Consider the following 16,090-nt stretch of genomic DNA (forward strand, 5'->3'; position numbering starts at 1 on the left):
CGGCTTAATATTTTAAATTACAAAGGTGAAATTTAGGACCTATATACTGGGGATTACCAGTATAATTTGGACAGGGTATCTTACTGGCTATGCCCAAGGTGATGGTCCAAGAAGCAATCTTCTGGCCCCAGTTGGTGTCTGGGGCTTAAACCCAAAATATCTTAATTTAGACCAGAACTTGGCACCGGCAGGAAACATTTTAGTGGAAGGTGCCCGATTTAAAATTGACGTTTTTCCGATAACTCTTTTTCACACTTTTGGCATTGGAAACCGCTATGCCAGAGTCTTGGCAATGGTTAATCCGGGAAGCGGCTCTGCGAAAATAGATCCAGAAAATAATTTGCCTGGATTTCCTTCAGAAGTAGTTCCTGAAATCAACTTTAGCGGATTTTCTGATGGTTTTGTGGCCTTCGAAATTGGACTCTTAAACGCTAACGCTTTAACTCTAGAAGAATTTAGTCAGAACAAACCTGAGGTATCTCTTTTGGGGCAACTTAGACTATGGTATTCTGGCAGCTATGATAGTGAAAAGTTGGCCAATTTAGGAACAAATAGGTTTGCTATAGAAGTTAGATCTTCCTTGTTAATTCCTTTACACAAAGAACTAAGCGATAAGGCAACTTGGATTGAACTAGTCCCTAAAATTCAAATGTTTACCGATAATAACGATCCTGCTAGAAGCTCCCGCGCCAACAAAACAGAACAAAAGCCACTTTTTTGGTTAGAATCGCACCTTAGTCATAATTTTTCAAAAAAGTTATGGGGAAGCGTAGATTTGGGTTACCAAGTAGGAGGGGAAACAATTGTAGATGGCAATAAAGATGGCAATCAAATAAACTATCTGGGCGGTGGCCTAAGTTTAGGCTACCAATTTCTGCCCTATTTATCGGCATACACCTCTTATGGCCAAAACCTATTTAGTAATAGCAATGCCGAAACTACTATGCTTAGATTAAATCTGGTATTTACTTATATGAACCTTAATAAATAAAACGATGAAATATTTCTTCAATTTTTTAGTCTGTCTTGGTACTATATGTTTTTTGGGATGTAAAGAAGGAAGCAAAGCTGCTGCAGAAGCGGATACTTCTTTAGCCGATCAAAGAAAAGAGGTAATTCCTTTTTTCGAGAATAAAGAAGCCTTCTTTGGAGAAACACATTTGCATACAAAGTATTCGCTTGACGCCTTTATTGGCGGAAATAGATTAAGTGCCGGACAGGCCTTAAAGTTTGCACAAGGCGAAGAAATACTCCTTGAGTCTACCGGAAAAACGATGCAACTAAAAAGGCCACTAGATTTTGCAGCAGTCACAGATCATGCGGAATATATTGGGGAAATGTACTCGGTATTAAACCCTAATGCACAAGCTTATAATAACGAGCAGGCTAAATCCTTGCGTGAAGTAGATGGTCTTGAAGAAGGCCTCAAACTGTTTGTAGAATTGGTAGTAAAAAATAATCGCAGTTCAAAACCACAGCATTTGGAATTCTTTGAAGGATCAATGTCTACTATGAGTGCATGGGAAATTATGAATGAGCAAACAGAAGCTAATTATATTCCTGGAAAATTTACAACCCTACACGCCTTCGAGTGGTCTGGCGCTCCCAACGGGGGCAATTTGCATAGAAATATCATTTTTAGAGATACGATAGTACCAGATTTACCGGTTAGCTACATTGAAGCTAATAGAGAGACCGATCTATGGAACTGGTTAGAAGAAATTGGGCACAATGGATCAACCGCATTGGCCATTCCTCATAATTCCAATGCTAGTAAAGGAATGATGTTCGACGAAAACATGCCTAATGGGGAGCCTATTACGCAAGGATATGCCGAAATGCGTCAAAAATACGAACGGACTATAGAAATAATGCAAATAAAAGGGGCATCAGAAGTTCATCCCAACTTTTGGCCAAATGATGAGTTTGCCAATTTTGAAAATGCACAATCTCTAGAAAACTACAGCGGGCGTTCCTTTGAAGAGAAAAATTTTGTTCGTTATGCATTGAAAAGAGGTCTGCAATACGAAGATGAATTGGGTGTTAATCCTTATAAACTAGGATTCAATGGCGGCACAGACAATCACAATGGCTTAATGAGTAATGTGGAAGAAGACAATTACGCTACTGGAAGTCATGGATATGTAGATGCAACAGCCGAAAATCGTGTTAAAAATACCGTAGATGGATGGGCCAAGGCCTATGATATAAACCCAGGATCTATAACCGGTGTTTGGGCACAGAGAAATACCAGAGAAGATATTTGGGATGGTTTGTATAAGAGAGAAACCTTTGCCACTAGCGGCCCAAGGATAAAAGTACGGTTGTTTGCAGGGTACAACTACAAAGAAAGCTACGAGACCTATGATGATTTTATTGAGGACGGATATGCCAAAGGTGTTCCCATGGGGGGCGATTTAAAACTAGACAAGGGGCAAGAGCCATCATTTTTAGTTTGGGCATTAAAAGACCCTATGAATGCAAATTTAGATAGAGTACAGATTGTTAAGGGATGGTATGAAAACGGCAAATTAAAAGAGAAAATTTTTAATGTTGCCGCATCAGACAACAGAAAAAAAGCTGATGGCACGGTAACACCAACGGATGCGCAAGTAGATTTACAGACAGGTGCTTTTGACACCTCCAAGGGCAATTCTGAATTTATGACAAAATGGAGAGATCCTGATTTTAATCCTTCCAATAGAGCATTTTATTATGTAAGAGTACTGCAATTGCCAACGGCTCGCTGGAATCTATACGATGAAATAAGGGAAGGTGTAAAATTTCCAGGAACGGTAGCCAAAACCGTTGTAGAAAGAGCCTGGAGTAGTCCAATATGGTATAAACCAAAATAATGAGCATAAAACAAAACTAAGAGGCAACTAATCTCTTCACTAATTGGCACAAATTTTAGATATTTCTTATCTTCCAAAACTTACTTATCAGAAATAGAAATATAGAAGCTGTAATGTTTTATTAATATTCAGAAGCATAGATGAAATTAAAAAAAATACTTCTTTGGGTAGTGGCTGGGATTGCCGGGCTAGTCATATTATTCCTACTATTTTCTCCAGTTATTGCCAAAAACTATATCATTAAAAATAGTAAAGAACTGTTTGGACGACAGCTGGAAATGCAAAAATTGCGTGTCAATTATTTTACCGGAACCGTTAAAGTTTATGGTTTTCAAATGTTAGAAGCAAATGATAAAGATGTCTTTGTATCCTTTGATACCCTAATTGTGGATTCAGAACCATATCGTTATATAAAGGATGAAATTGTATTGGAACGTTTTTTACTCCAGGGCTTGGATGTCCAAATCACTCAAAAAGATTCTGTATTCAACTTTGATGATCTTATAGCCTTCCATACCGAAGCAGATAGTATTCCCAAAGACACTCTGAATGAAAAACCTTTAAAATACAGTCTTTCCAATCTAGAACTGAAACAGTCCTATTTCACCTATGATGATCAGAATGTGGGAAAAGTGACAAACATTGATGATTTTTCATTTTTTATACCCTTTATTGGCTGGGATCAAAACGACAAGAGTAATGCCGATTTTAAATTTAAATTTAAGAGAGGGGGGTATTTCGCCTCTACTTTAAATATCAATCCGGCAAGTGGAGAATTTGACTGTGAAATAAGCATTAATGACCTTTACTTAGATCCGTTTTACGAGTATGTTGCAGAGTACGCTCATATCAATTCATTTGAAGGCAGAATGAATAGTGAATTATTGATCACGGGAAATATTAACGAACCTAAAAAGGCTCTACTTTCGGGAACTACCGATATTTTTGATTTTGCCATGACGGATAAAACAGATCAAAAATTTCTAGGTACCAAAAGTATTCATAGCAGACTAGAAGAAATTAATTATGACCAAGAGTCTTATAAAATAGATTCCCTTCGAATATCGGAAGGATATGTAAAATTTCAGTTAGACTCTATTTCCAATAATCTCTTTAGGATTTTTAAGTTGGATGCAGTGCGGGAAATGGAGGAAACAAAGTATGAAAAGGAAGAAAATCCTGATATAGACATAGATTCAACCGCCGTAACAAACCTTTATTATCAAATTAATAACCTCAATGTAAATAATACCGTTTTAGACTACACCGATAATTTAACCGGCCAAGCCTTCGATTATCACCTAAGCGAAATAGAAATTGATTCCGACAGTATTGCTAGTAATTCTGATTGGATTGATATTTATTCACAGATGTTGCTTAATGAAAGAGGCACCTTAGATGCCAAGGTAGGTTATGACCCATCTAATTTGCTTACTATGTCTATAGACATTACAGTAGAACGCTTTATGTTGTCTGATCTGAATATTTATGCCAGCTACTATACGGGTCATAATATTTTACAAGGAGATATGTTTTATTACAGCAATTCTAAAATCACCAACGGAGATATTGTCAGCGAAAACCGGCTTTTAGTAAAAAATGTATCTGTAGACAGTGAGGCTAAAGGTTTGTATAATCTTCCTCTAAAATTTGCCATATTTCTATTAAAAGATAAAAACGGGGATATTAATCTAGACGTACCTGTACGAGGAGACCTCAATGACCCAGAAGTGGATGTTGGTAAAATTGTATGGACAACTTTTAAAAATATGATTGCCAATGCCGTGGCCAAACCTGTAAATTTTCTCGCTGGACTAGTAGGTGGCGATCCAAAAGAGTTAGAATCTATAGAATATACGTATTTGGATACTATCCCAACAGAAAAACAAATCAGACAATTTGATTTATTGCTGGATTTGGAAGAGAAAAAAGAAGGTTTAGAAATAGATATGGTATACTATGTAGATCCAGTACTCCAAAAAGAAGCCCTTGCTGAAGCTACAGTTGGTGAGCTCTATTGGAAGAAAGAGAAAAAAGACTACCTAAAAGACCAAGATGGTTTTTATGCCTATGTAAGAAAACAAATAGACAAAGACTCTTTGGATATAAAGCAGGCTATCTTAGAATTAGCAAATCCCACAGAAATGGATTCATTATCTAGTCAATACAATAAGGCAAGAATAAGGAATGCCCAAGATTATCTCTCAGCAATAAATGATTCTACACAGATTATTATACGCAGTGCAGATCCAAAGGAACCCTTAAATAATGGCTCCATTCCTGTATTTCAGCTAGAATATTCTATGCTCGACGATAATAGTGCCATAGCAAACGACAGTATTAACAAACCATGATCATGAAAAAAATAATCATACTCTTTTGTTTATCATGCTTTCTGGCGTGTAAGCAAAAGACAGAAGAAACGGTGGTGAAAGATCCTGAAAACAAAGTCAAAGGAAGTCGAACCAAGGACTATAACCCTTTAAAAAACCCTTATTTCGGTCAAACCCATCAGCACACTGGTTGGTCTTTTGATGCTGCCATTTTAGACGTTAAATTAGGACCTGAAACCGCCTATAAACATGCTAGGGGAGACAAGGTTACTCATCCTTCTGGCTATGAGGTGCAACTAAAAATACCCTTAGATTTTCTCTCTGTAACAGATCATTCGGAATACTTAGGAGTGTTATTACAAATGTACGACCCAAATAATCCGGTCTCCAAAAATCCCTTAGCCGCTCCAATTATTGCTTCAGGAAAGGACGTAGACAAATCCATGAAAGCTTTTTATGGGCTGGTGGCCAATACCATTCAACCAGATGGAACTACTAAGCCTGATCCCGATTTAAGTTCCCCAGAAATTAAAAAAAGTGCTTGGAAAGAAATGGCCAAGATAACCGATGCCTACTACAAACCAGGAACATTTACCACGCTTATAGGCTATGAGTGGTCGTCGCAACCCAACATGGGAAATCTTCATCGAAATGTTATCTTTCGTGATACCAAAAACATTCCGGAATATCCTTTTTCCTATTTCGACTCTGAGAAACCGGAAGATTTATGGACATGGATGGATGTACAAAGAAAAAATGGTGCCGAGCTCTTAGCCATATCCCATAATGGGAATCTAAGCAATGGCACCATGTTCGCTACTACCGATTCTGATGGAAACCCACTCAACAAGGCATATGCGGCAAGTAGAATGCGTAATGAACCATTGACCGAAATAATTCAGACCAAAGGGCAATCGGAAACCCATCCACTTATGGCACCAAATGATGAATTTGCAGGTTTTGAGATTTGGACTAAGCCCGTTGCAGGCCCCGGAGTAGTTAAAGTATTGGAAACCAATTATGTCAGAAACGCCTATAAAAATGGTCTAAAACTAGAAAGGAAAATAGGTGTAAATCCGTTTAAATATGGCGTTGTTGGTGGAGGTGATATTCATACAGCAATTGTATCCCATGAAGAATATGCTCATAGTGGTGAGCATAATCTAAAATCCGGAACTCCACACAACAGGCTGCTGGAATTACGTCCTGGAGAACCCTCTAAAATTGAACAAGGGACAGCCGGACTGTCTTGTGTATGGGCAGAAGAAAACACGAGGGAGGCCATTTTTGATGCCATGGCACGAAAGGAGTCTTGGGCTACTAGTGGTTCTCGAATTACGGTCAGGGTATTTGGAGGGTATGATTTTAATACTCTACCAGGAGAAGAAAATTGGGTAGAAATTGGATACAAAAAAGGAGTGCCCATGGGAGGGGATATCCCAAAGAATAATAACCGTAAACCAGTGGAGTTGATGATTTGGGCCCTAAAAGGTCCCAATAGCGGAAATTTAGATAGAATACAGGTGGTAAAAGGTTGGATTGATGAAGAAGGGAACAGCCATGAAAAAATCTATAACGTTGTTTGGAGCGGCGATAGAAGTTTAAATGAGGACGGCAGTTTACCGCAAGTAGGAAATACCGTTAATATTCCAGAGGCTACTTATTCAAATACCATAGGAAGTGCTGAGCTTAAAACACTTTGGATAGATCCGGATTTTAACTCGAAACAATCTGCGTTCTATTACATAAGAGTCCTTGAAATCCCTACACCACGATGGTCTACCTATGATGCCAAAGTGTTGGGAATAGAACCCCCAAAAGACTTTCCTGCGACCATTCAGGAAAGGGCCTGGACCAGCCCTATTTGGTATCAAACAGAAAATTAGGAAATATTACAGGGTGAGATTTATACCTAATTCTTCTCAATTCAAATCAATAATCCATACATGAAATCTATATTAAAACAGCCCTTAGTTCACTTCTTACTAATAGGTTTGGTATTATTTATCCTATTTGCCCTAGTAAATAATGGGAAGGATGCAGAAAATACAATTGTCATAGACCAAAGCGATCTGGAAAGAACTATTGCTACCTGGGAAATGCAGTGGAACCGGCCACCAACAGCCGAAGAATTAACTAATCTATTAAAATCGAATATCAGACAGGAAGTCTTTTACCAAGAGGCCCTAGCCATGAACCTAGATCACAACGATGAAATTATTAAAAGACGTCTTTCACAAAAGATGGAATTTTTATCCAATGATCTGGCCAATATGAATCCTCCAACAGAAGAAGAACTAAGGAAATATTATTCGGAAAATCAATCGAAGTATTTAACCCCATATCGATATAGTTTGTTTCAGATAGTTTTTACAGCCGATAAAAGTGGAAGAGACTATTGGACAATTGCAGAAAACATTTTAAAAGAATATTCTGAAGTTAGCATTCAAGACATGGAAACCAAAGGAGATGCCTTACCTTTTCCATTTGCCTTCGACAAAATAAACGAAGACCAATTGAGAATTCAGTTAGGAAGTGATTTTGCACAATCCCTGCGAGAATTACCAAATAACAAGTGGGTTGGACCTATCGCCTCGGGTTATGGTGCGCATTTGGTTTATATCTCAGAAAGAACAGAGCCGCAGGAGCAGGCTTTTGAAAGCATTAAAAATGACCTTTTTAGAGATTTTGAATACGAAAGAGAACAGCAGGTATATCGGGCAATTTATGAGGAGTTAAAAAAACGATACAAGATAGAAGTGGACATTGTTCCTACTGAAATTATTTCAGACACTTTTCTTATTGAATTACAGAAACAGCTTAATACCAATTAAGTATGCGGAGACTTGCTGTTTTTTTATTCTTCCTTTTATCGCTACTTCCTGTATCCCGTCTGCAAGCACACGAGATACGCCCCGGATATTTACAAATCCAACAGGTTAGCGAAAAAGAATACCATGTTTTTTGGAAAATTCCCAGAATGGGAGATGCCGTCCCTAAAATTTATGTCGACTTCCCAAAGTCCTTTAAAGTAGAAGAATTAAAACAGCCCAATCCAATTCCCGGCTTTGTGGTATACGCCTATAAGATTAGCTCTGGCAGTCCTCTTTTCGGAACTGAGATAGGCATTCTAGGCCTAAACAAAACCTTAATAGATGTTTTGGTTAATATAGAATTTTTAAATGGGGAACGTATTCCATTTATGTTGCAACCTGATAAGACACATCAATTAATTCCAGCAAAAGAAACTTTATGGGGAACTGTAAAAACCTATTTTATCTTAGGAGTGGAGCATATTTTATTAGGGATAGACCATTTGCTTTTTGTACTTGCTTTAGTTCTCATTACCTCAGGTTTTTGGAAACTTTTTAAGACCATCACCGCTTTTACAATTGCACATAGTATTACCTTGTCACTTGCATCTTTAGGGTTTGTAGGCCTCCCAGGGCCTCCGGTTGAAGCGGTAATTGCCCTGAGCATTGTCTTTTTAGCACTAGAATTAATAAAGTATAACAAAGGAGAGCTAAGCCTTACCGCCAAATATCCCTGGATAGTAGCCTTTACTTTTGGACTACTGCATGGTTTTGGCTTTGCGGGGGCTTTAACCGATATTGGACTTCCACAGACCACTATTCCAGCGGCCTTACTTTTTTTTAACCTTGGGGTAGAAATAGGTCAGATACTTTTTGTCTTTTTTATTCTCTTCTGTCTTTGGGTCTTGAAGAAAACCGAATTAAAATTCCCAAAATGGGCACCAAATATTCCTATATATATCATAGGGGGCGTCGCCTCTTTTTGGTTAATCGAAAGGGTTTTATCGTTTTGGGCCTAAGTATTCCAGCAAAATTTGTCTAATTAGACTAGCCTTTTTTATTTTCAGAGCCATAGCCATAACCATGCCCGTAATTGTAGTGCTTGGCATTGCCATAGCCCACATCGTTTAAGACATAAGCCATGTGGTTTACCCTTCCCTTTGTTGCCAAGTCTTTAGAGTATTCCAACAATTTTTTATCTGTAAAACCAGCCCTTAATACAAAGAGTGTTAAATCTGCATGCTTAGAAATAAGCAAGGTGTCTGTAACCAATAGGCTCGGGGCGGTGTCTACAATAATATAATCGAACTCTTTTTTAACGGCCTTTAAAAAATTAAGAAAACCATCTCCCGCTAATAATTCGGCCGCATTTGGTGGAATTTGACGGCTATAACACACCTTGATATTAACATCATTTACGAAGCCCTCATTTATTACATCTTGCCAGTTCATAGACTGGTCCGAAAGAAATTCGGGGAGACCTTTCGACTTTTTAAGAATATCCAACTGTTTATGAAGCTGCGGATTACGAAGATCGCCACCAACCAATAGAACTCGTTTCTTCAGGCTAGAAAATGCCATTGCAAGATTAATGGAAATAAGCGTTTTCCCTTCTCCTTTAATAGCAGAATTAACATAGATAACCTGTCCTTTATTCTTTTCTTTTGGAGGTAAATGATAATTTACATTAGTACTGAGCATCCTAAAAGACTCTGCCAGAATAGAACGGTCGTGGAGACCTTTGATACTCTTGTTCTTTTTAAGAAAAGGGATTTCGCCAAGAAGAGGAATTTCCGGACTCACTTTTTCGATATCCCTTCTCCCGTGTATTTTAGTATCTAAGGAAAACTTTATATAGAGGGCGAAAAAGGGAATAACAAATCCCAGTATCAAGCTAAGAGGGTAAACTATTAATTTCTTTGGGGAGATAGGTTTAGAATCTGTAAGACTATAATCTACTACTTTAATAGAAGGCGTTGTCGTAGCCAGATTAATGGCAGCCTCTTCTCGTTTTTGAAGCAACAATAGATAGAGTTGTTCTTTAATAGTTTGTTGCCGCTCTATAGAGCGAAGCATTTTCTCTTGCTCCGGGAGTTCAGAAAACACTGCCCCTGCCCTACTATATTCCAGGCTCAGCTGACTCAGAGAAGTTCTCAGTTGGGCCTGATAGATGTTAACCGATTTTATGATATTTACCTTCCCACGTTCTAACTGCCCTGAAATAGCCCGTAATCTGGGATGGTTAATTCCAACATTTGGCAATAGCTTGTCACGTTCTAAAGCCAATTCGTTATAACCGGCAACCAAGGCATTCAGGCTTTGGTTTTCTAAACCAATGTCCGCCGGAAGGAGACTGTATTCTGCCTGGTTTATTACGGTTGTTTTTAGAAGTTTGGAAAGAGAAATTTGATTTTCCAAAAGCGCCACCTCATCTTCCACTTCCGATTTTCGCTGTAAGGTAACTCCGGCATCTGCTTCAATATAGGAAAGTCTATTGGTCTGTTTAAAATCTTGTTTCCCAACTTCAATAGAATCTAGTTCCGAGGCAAGGTCTACAAAACGTTTATCTATAACTTCCATGGTACGTCTGGAAACCAACTGCCGGTCTAATATGCCATCCTCATTAAATTTCGTAATAAGGGTATTTAAGATAGCCTCCGAACGTTCTACACTCTCCCCTTTTATGGAAAGGGTGAGGATTTCGCTTCTTTTTTTAGCTTCTCTTATTCCCAATGCCAGTTGCAGTTGTAAAACTGCTCTTTTAAACGGATTAATTACTACTTCATAGGTAAGGCCTTCATATTTCTCTATTGCAATTTCTTCCGGTATGACCAAAGAAATCGGTAAACCTTGTATTGAATCACCTACTGAATTTAAATTTATTACTCTGGTAAAATCATTTTCATCTGTAATTATCAAGTTTGGGTTTTCCACTGTAATTCTTAAGACTTTCTTGATTTTTAGACTATCCTCTTCAACAGTTTTTATTGCCGTAAAAGGAGCATTCCAAACCTGGGCGGTTTTTATATTACCGACTTCAAAATATCCAATATCTAAATGTAGATCTTCAACTACTTGACTAAGTAGCCGATAGGATTTTAAAACTTCAATCTCATTATCCAGATTAATTTTGGAAGTACCATTTAAGAGAGCCATAGCATCCGAAGCTACATTTAATTCTTTACTTTCATCTACTATCTTAATCTTAGCAACAGACAGATATGTAGTTGGTGCATATCTCATATAGGCCAAGCCTAACAACAATGAAATAATAATTGAAATCAAAAAAAACGGCCAAAATCTTAAATATTTGGCCAGCATTTCCGTTAAAGTCGAGGGCTCATCAATTTCTTGTAAACTTGATAAAACAGATGAATTTTCCATATAACTAAATAGGTCCTAAAAAATATTTCTACTTTTTATTAATTCTTGTATTTACATAATACTTTTTAAAGCCGTTAATTGACCAAAGAATCAGTAGATAAAAGGATTGTAAAATACTCAATTTTTCCACATCCCTATATACTTTCCAAACATAAGGAATTAGTTTTAATTTACTTCTTGAAACAGAATTCTTTCGCATTCTATATATGGCTAAAGGCTCTTCAATACCGTATGCATAGTCTACTTTTTTCAAAACAGCCAACCAAAGCCCCCAATCTTGTCTTTTATCTAGATTTGGCATATACAATTTACCTATACGCCGGATATCTATAAAGGCGGTTAAACAAGAAATTGGACAAGTTTTTAAAACACTTTGATAGTTGACCTTATTAGGTACAATAAAATCACTAATCAAAGGGTTCAATGCTTCGTCAAATCTCCTATACGATGCAAAAACAAACTCATAGTTATTATTTAAACAGGTTTGTAAGGAAGTTTCTAAAAACAAAGGCAACCATAGATCGTCACTATCTAAAAAGGTAATAAACTCACCTTTGCTTTCAAAAATTCCTATGTTTCGGGATATTCCAGGACCTGAATTGACCGAATTATTTAAAAGCCTAATCCTACTATCTTTTTTTTGAAATTCTCTTATAATATTTAACGAATTGTCATTCGAACAATCATCAATCAAGATCATCTCCCAGTTGGAATAACTTTGCTCTTGAACAGATACGATAGTTTCAGAAATATATTTCTCCGAGTTAAAAACCGGAGTCACAATAGAAATAAGAGGTTTTTTCATCAATGAATGAATAATTTAATATTTAACTCAAAAGGTCTAATGATCTCTATATGGTATAGGAATAAGTTGTTAATATTAAGACATAAGACCGTCCTTAAATGTTTCCCATACTTGCTCTCGGCTATATTCTCTACTTTTCAACAATGCACCTTTCCTTAAAGAAACTAATTTATTAGGGTTACGTATAAGATCTATGACATTTGCTACGAAATCTTGTTCATTATCAAAGTCTGTAATAACGCCTGAGGTATTATCTATAAATTCTGATGCATACATCCACTTAGTCGCAATAACAGGGAGACCCGAAATATAAGCATCAAGTATGGAACCAGGAAAGCCTTCGGTATAATACAGAGTAGGAAAAAGCATAAGATCATACTCAGTTAAGACTTGATAGATTTCATTAGGCTGTAACACGCCTTTGTAAATTAAGTTCTCTGAAGAATTCTTACATTCTTCTTCAAATTCCTTAAGATACTCATTGTAAATAGGTCCATAGATATCTATTTTGACCTGTTCTAATTTTAGTTCAATTAGTTTTTGACTAAGCCTAAAAATGGTACTTATTCCTTTTAGTGGGTGTACACGTGCCATAAAAACTAATCTTGTAATTTTAGTTTGTGATCTCTTTTTAGGCAAAAAGCGAATATTTCGAAAGTTATTTAAGCGTTTGACGTTGTCAAAACCAAAATCATTTTTCAAAATCGTACTTAAATAGTCGGTCTCGGGATAAATTCGATGAATACGCGATAACATAAAGGCATATAGTGGTTTGCGTTTTAAATAGTCCCCAAGCCAACCGCCTATAACAACAAGCTGTATCTTTTGAGAAAACAATTTTGAGAACATATATAAGAAAGGAAAAATAACATTAAGACTTCGCGTTGCCGGAAGATAAACCCATATGTCCACTTTCGTTGACTTAATGAAAGTTTTAAAAGACCCAATTTCTCTTAGGCTATGAATTTCAGAATCCAAATAATCTACTTTTGAAAAAAAAATATCCTCTTTACTCTTAAGAAGTTCATAAACATTTCTAGTTTTTATGGTCTGTCCGCATACCTTATTGCTATGATAATTAAAATTCCCAAATACAATTACTTTAAGTCTATCCATTTTATCCTTCTCATTTAAATCAATTAAATAACGGCCTCAATTTATTTCATCTACCTGTATAATTATCGCCTATTATTATTTACTTCCACTTTTGAAATGCCGCATCAATAACAAAATAATCTTCAATTTGATGTAAATGGTGCACTGACATAAGACCTTTCTGGAAATCAGGCTCGAAAACAATAGCTCTTTCTTCAATAAAAGAATCAATAGTTAGTTCGTGAATCTTATTAATATTAAGAGCCTTGCCATATACACCGTCGATATTTCTTTGTGACGGTCTGAATATATCATTTTTGTAACGAAAAATGCCCCCGCCATTTCTTGCTACTCTTGAATCGATATAAACAGGATTCTCAGTGTGTGGCAATAATACATTTAATTTTGGACCATCAGTCTTATAAATATATAGCTCACTATTAATTGGTAAATAATCAGTTTTCTTTTTGTTAATAAATAACCAATTTTGATTCATTTTATCATTATAAAAAAAAGCATCGGCCACCATTTCACCTTCAAAAGCAGTCGAAATGAGTTCCCATTTATTAGGGAATTGCACACATCTATAGACTTCTAATCTCATGTTTTCTAGAGTTTCTGGCATCAAATATATCTCGCCATCCTCTTCAAATATATAAGGATACGATAGGTGATAATCCAAATTCAGAACATCTACTACATTTGTAATGTCGCCATCTTCTAATACCCCACATGATATCTTTCCTTTTTTTGTATGATACTCGTAAGTTTCATAAAAAACATAGGTTATCCCTTTATACATGAAAAGAAATGGATCAGCCCAAAATTCATTCTTAGGTGGTATTATAGGCTTCAACTCTTTGAGGTCTGAATTCAGGAAATTACCTTTCCCAAAAAATAAAATCCAGTGTTGGTATCTAATTCCAAAAAGAATCCCAGTTATAATCTTCCAAGCCTTATCATACAGAGTAATGTAGAAGAAAAATAAATACTTGACTAGATAACTATAATGAAGACAACTGTCTGAAGGAGTATGTATGCTAGGTAGGCTTTTTTTAATATTGATTCTTCCACTTAGTTTCCTTAAGTTCTTAGTCCATAAGGTGACTGATCCTTCTAAAAGAATATCGTTTGTTCGGGCTAATGACCAATGCGGATTAAAAAATGCTGTTTCTACTATTTCATAGGCGTTATTTTTAACTCCAAATTGGACTAAACCTACTTCAATAACAGATTTTTTATTACATATTTCCCACAATCCTGCCATATCATTATGTCCCTTATAATTACAATTAGTTAAAATAGACCATAATCCATACTTAGTTATTCCGACTAGGTTAAAATTATATATACAGACTTCTAGATGAAGGATAATATCTAAGTAGTAACTTTGAATTCTAATTTCTTCACCATCCTTTAAGATTACTACTTCGTCCAATATTGACGGATGTATCAGTAAAGAAGGCACCTCATTAGCATAACTCAGGACTAACGATTTATCAGCTGACTGAGGTTTTTTAAAAAGGATTTTCCTCTCGATAAAAATTTGTAATTGGAAAAGAAATTTGATTAAAGAGTTAAACCAATTATTCTCCTTCTTAGTATTTTTTATTCTTCTTTCTTTTGAATTTTTTTCTTCAATGACAAGAGATAATGTGAGATTTGGATCAGCAATAATCGATTGAACTATTCTAACTTGCCAATTTTCTAAACCCTTAAGGCTATTAACCCATATCCCGATCTTCATAATACCATGTTAGTTTAAAACCCAATTAAGCCAACGATCAAAACTATGTAATAATAGCTCATATCATTTAAGATTCTTTCTAAGGATTTAGTTTATCCTTTCATATTCCAATTTATCAAATACTTTTGGCCAGAAAAAAAAGAAGGCCAATAATGTTCCTAAATCGAACACTATATATCTGAAGTACAGAGAAACCATGTTGGCATCTATTTTATTCTTCTTATAAAAGGTTTTAACTAAGATTATGAAAAAATATAAACAAAGATAGTACGGATTCTTTAGATAGATTGCTAAAAAAACAAACCCTAAAAGAGAAAACAATGTCACCTCACGAATTAAGAGTCGATACATATATTTGTTGTGGATATGACTCCTGTATAATAAGGCCTTATAATATAAAAAATCACCCTTTAATACATCTGCCCAAAATCTATCCTTACTATTGTAGGATTCTGTATGGTGGAATGCCAGAACCTCCTTTACACGATACAATCTATTATCTTGGAAAGCCATTCTTAACCCTAAATCCCAGTCTTCTGAGATTCTAAAATGGCACTTCATACCACCTATATGATTCCATAACTTTCTGGTAATTAAAAATAATCCACCAGTCGTAGTTTCGTAAATATTCTCTTGTAGGTTATAATGCAATCTTCTATTTATAAATTTTCCGTTTTTGGAATAATATTGATTTTCAAAATCCCCTGAAGTAAAATTATTGAGTAATCCGTACTTATTATTATATAAAATACCCACGGTTTCAGCTATTATTTCCATATCACCATCAATAAAAAAAAGCACATCCTTTAAAGACTCCTTGGCTCCAATATTTCTCGCAATTGCAGCATTTGTTTTATTTATAATTGAATATATTTTGACTTCCTTGTATTTCTTAACTCTTTCTATACTATCGTCATTCGACTGAGAGTCTACATATATAATTTCGTAATTAGAAATTCTATTTTTCTCTATACAAGAATATATACTATCCAAACATTTGGAGATCTTCCAACCTTCATTTTTACCAATTACTATAAACGAAATTCCAGTATTCATGA

General features: G+C 35.8%; 11 protein-coding genes. 6 read left to right on the forward strand and 5 right to left on the reverse strand.

Annotation, left to right across the window (positions count from 1 at the left end):
- The first annotated feature begins 25 nt into the window (after nt 1-25).
- The 6 genes from PXG98_RS09030 (at nt 26) to PXG98_RS09055 (ending at nt 9,020) form a co-directional block, all read left to right on the forward strand.
- On the forward strand, nt 26-991 hold the full coding sequence (locus PXG98_RS09030; protein WP_276390431.1) for a transporter: 966 nt from the start codon (nt 26-28) through the stop codon (nt 989-991).
- A 4-nt stretch (nt 992-995) separates the two neighbouring features.
- On the forward strand, nt 996-2,855 hold the full coding sequence (locus PXG98_RS09035) for a DUF3604 domain-containing protein (protein ID WP_276390432.1): 1,860 nt from the start codon (nt 996-998) through the stop codon (nt 2,853-2,855).
- A 140-nt stretch (nt 2,856-2,995) separates the two neighbouring features.
- The gene (locus PXG98_RS09040; RefSeq protein WP_276390433.1) at nt 2,996-5,209 is read left to right on the forward strand and encodes a DUF748 domain-containing protein; all 2,214 of its coding nucleotides are present in this window, start codon (nt 2,996-2,998) and stop codon (nt 5,207-5,209) included.
- Nucleotides 5,210-5,211: 2 nt separating this feature from the next.
- Nucleotides 5,212-7,074 carry a DUF3604 domain-containing protein gene (locus tag PXG98_RS09045; RefSeq protein ID WP_276390434.1) on the forward strand — a complete coding sequence of 621 codons (1,863 nt, stop codon included), beginning with the start codon at nt 5,212-5,214 and terminating at the stop codon, nt 7,072-7,074.
- Nucleotides 7,075-7,134: 60 nt separating this feature from the next.
- Nucleotides 7,135-8,022 carry a peptidyl-prolyl cis-trans isomerase gene (locus PXG98_RS09050; RefSeq protein WP_276390436.1) on the forward strand — a complete coding sequence of 296 codons (888 nt, stop codon included), beginning with the start codon at nt 7,135-7,137 and terminating at the stop codon, nt 8,020-8,022.
- Between the two features lie 2 nt (nt 8,023-8,024).
- Nucleotides 8,025-9,020, forward strand: a complete 996-nt coding sequence (locus PXG98_RS09055) for a HupE/UreJ family protein (protein WP_276390437.1) — start codon at nt 8,025-8,027, stop codon at nt 9,018-9,020.
- Between the two features lie 28 nt (nt 9,021-9,048).
- On the opposite strand, the gene PXG98_RS09060 is transcribed toward PXG98_RS09055, so the two are convergent.
- The 5 genes from PXG98_RS09060 to PXG98_RS09080 form a co-directional block, all read right to left on the reverse strand.
- The gene (locus PXG98_RS09060; RefSeq protein ID WP_276390439.1) at nt 9,049-11,385 is read right to left on the reverse strand and encodes a GumC family protein; all 2,337 of its coding nucleotides are present in this window, start codon (nt 11,383-11,385) and stop codon (nt 9,049-9,051) included.
- Between the two features lie 28 nt (nt 11,386-11,413).
- Nucleotides 11,414-12,190, reverse strand: coding sequence for a glycosyltransferase family 2 protein (locus PXG98_RS09065; protein WP_276390440.1), 777 nt, complete (start codon nt 12,188-12,190; stop codon nt 11,414-11,416).
- A 75-nt stretch (nt 12,191-12,265) separates the two neighbouring features.
- Nucleotides 12,266-13,306 carry a glycosyltransferase family 4 protein gene (locus PXG98_RS09070; protein ID WP_276390441.1) on the reverse strand — a complete coding sequence of 347 codons (1,041 nt, stop codon included), beginning with the start codon at nt 13,304-13,306 and terminating at the stop codon, nt 12,266-12,268.
- A 79-nt stretch (nt 13,307-13,385) separates the two neighbouring features.
- Nucleotides 13,386-15,032, reverse strand: coding sequence for a glucosamine inositolphosphorylceramide transferase family protein (locus tag PXG98_RS09075; RefSeq protein WP_276390442.1), 1,647 nt, complete (start codon nt 15,030-15,032; stop codon nt 13,386-13,388).
- Nucleotides 15,033-15,119: 87 nt separating this feature from the next.
- Nucleotides 15,120-16,088 (reverse strand): glycosyltransferase family 2 protein, encoded by a 969-nt coding sequence (locus PXG98_RS09080; RefSeq protein WP_276390444.1) that lies wholly within the window; start codon nt 16,086-16,088, stop codon nt 15,120-15,122.
- Nucleotides 16,089-16,090 lie beyond the last annotated feature (2 nt).

Origin of the sequence: Eudoraea chungangensis, from assembly GCF_029360665.1 — a bacterium.
Lineage (GTDB): Bacteria > Bacteroidota > Bacteroidia > Flavobacteriales > Flavobacteriaceae > Eudoraea > Eudoraea chungangensis.